General features: G+C 59.4%; 2 protein-coding genes. Both read right to left on the bottom strand.

Translation table 11 applies throughout. The features are described from left to right. Positions 1-190: 190 nt before the first annotated feature. The gene (locus tag F759_RS0135465) at positions 191-835 is read right to left on the bottom strand and encodes a hypothetical protein (RefSeq protein WP_027803914.1); all 645 of its coding nucleotides are present in this window, start codon (positions 833-835) and stop codon (positions 191-193) included. 90 nt (positions 836-925) lie between these two features. Then, on the bottom strand, positions 926-1729 hold the full coding sequence (locus F759_RS0135470; protein WP_027803915.1) for a hypothetical protein: 804 nt from the start codon (positions 1727-1729) through the stop codon (positions 926-928). Positions 1730-2049: the final 320 nt, after the last annotated feature.

Here is a 2049-nt window from a genome sequence, read left to right on the forward strand (position 1 = left end):
TTGACGTTTGGCCGCCGCAATCGAAAAGTCGCGACCTGCGGCAAGGCAGGTTTCGTTAATTTCCGGTGTCTACGCGTTTTGACACGCTCTGGGCCGTTCGCGGAAGCCGCAATCAAGCGGTGAGCCCTGCGTTCGCCTCCGTCAAGCCGGGTGCAGTAGTTTGCCTCGGGAACAGCGCCGCCAAAGCGGCTCAATTCTGGATGTTTTCCTCGCAATCGTTCCAGTACCGCAGCGGGTCGCGATGTTGTGGATAGCGTAAGTTGAGCCACACTGACAACCTGGTCCATTCTGGATGATTGGTACCGGTCTGAGCGGACCAGATCGATGATCGCTCAAGAATCTGACCGTTGCCGCGATCACGGACAAGCAGGCTCCCAAGTCCGCTTGAACTGTTCGCTTGTGACTCAATAAGATACCGCGGCAGAATTTTGAGTTCAGCATCCGCAGCCCAACCGTATAAGGCGCGGACCACGCCAGACGGATCTCTCCGCTCTATGGGGCCGCTTTCCGGGCGAACGGCTGTCCATCCTTCGGGAAACTCGGTGACAACCTCGTTTTTACCTTCCCTCACCCACTTCACGCGCCATGCCCGGACCATCGCCTCGCGCATGCGAGACACCGACTCGTAGCCAACAGGCAACTCGATCGCCATCGGAAGCGTAATGAGGTTGTCTTTCCAGAGTTTGGTTTCGTCGTCGACGCGCTCGACCACGTCGAATGCTCCTGCTTCGAATGGGTTCTCGGGCCGGCCCGATGCTCTCACGTTGCCGCCGGGCAATCCCTCGAAAAGGCGCTCAGCATCATGGCGGGTAAGTTTTGTCTTTCCTTTCTTCATGGGTCTTCCTATAGCAAGGTTGTTGTCTCGCTAACGGCCTGGGCCCTCATGATTCCGCCACTGCCGGCCGCGCGTTTCCCGCCGACTTCGTCAGGGCTTCGCATCCTCCGGCTTGGGGCTCCAGACCGCAGCCAAGCGGCTTTGTACAGCGACGAGTTGGTCATCGGTAGGCGCCACCAGCCACAAACGTGAGTGCTCCGCGATTTGGCGGTTGTGGTCCTTCAACGGTCCCATTGTGGCAGCGCACTTCCAGGCCACCTGGCCCATCCGGCTGCTCCGGCCCGACGGCGCACCCACCAGCAGGCAGTAAGGTCCAAGAGGAAGCGAGACGAACGGAAGGGCCGGACTAGCGCGCACGCGCCAGTCGATGAACGGCGCCTCGTTGATGAGCAACGGAGTGGGCAAGCCGTAAAGTACACTGAAATCGTACAGCGACAGTTGCTCGCGCGCGCCCGCGTAGATACGCCGGATATCGTCGACAACCGCAGCGCGGATTTCATCGTCGAACATGGGCTCCTGCGCATAGCGTGCAGAGGCTTCCTGAGCGTCAATCTGATATGAGCTGAACAGGCCAAGTTCCACGCAGTCCTGCACTGCGCGCTGGACCTCCACCATAGAGCCGGCTTCCTCCGGCTTGCCCAACTGCGCTGCCCTCAAAAACCGGGCAAGACCCGCTTCCTGGATCGGAGGACCCTCCAGAGACGCATCGTCGTCAGCATCCTTGTCGAGCGGCACGAAAATGTATTCTTCGGACGCGAAGCGGGACTTCTTGCCTTCGTCAAACTTGATTTGGCCATCGATGCAGTCCAGATAGCGAGTACCGATTCGGCCATGCTCCCAGACCCAATTCTTCAGGAGCGGACGTAGCGGATGTAGCCTGTCGTGATTAGCCATGGGTGTCTCCAACTGCCCAAGTATAGATCCAGGTGGCCGCTTGCTCTGTTGGGGTCTAGTCTGGCAACGTTCGAACTAGATGGACAATCCAGAGATACTTCGCGCCTTCGTGTCATGGCCAGCGGCATCGCGAACGACAGCAATCAGCCGAGCAACGGCCGTTCATGCGCCTTCCGTGAACGGCTCTAACTGGCCGGTCACGGTCCGATGCAACTGCCGCCAACAATCACGATTCAGAGCGGCTCGCGGCCGGCAGAACCGGACCCAACTAGGCCGTCGACCGATTGCGGTCGAGCGATTTATCTCCGCTGGGAAAGGGG

This window comes from Paraburkholderia dilworthii (assembly GCF_000472525.1).
Lineage (GTDB): Bacteria > Pseudomonadota > Gammaproteobacteria > Burkholderiales > Burkholderiaceae > Paraburkholderia > Paraburkholderia dilworthii.

Excerpts from the sequence above, each read along its gene's own strand:
- F759_RS0135465 (WP_027803914.1), bottom strand. The coding sequence starts at position 835 with ATGAAGAAAGGAAAGACAAAACTTACCCGCCATGATGCTGAGCGCCTT.
- F759_RS0135470 (WP_027803915.1), bottom strand. The coding sequence starts at position 1,729 with ATGGCTAATCACGACAGGCTACATCCGCTACGTCCGCTCCTGAAGAAT.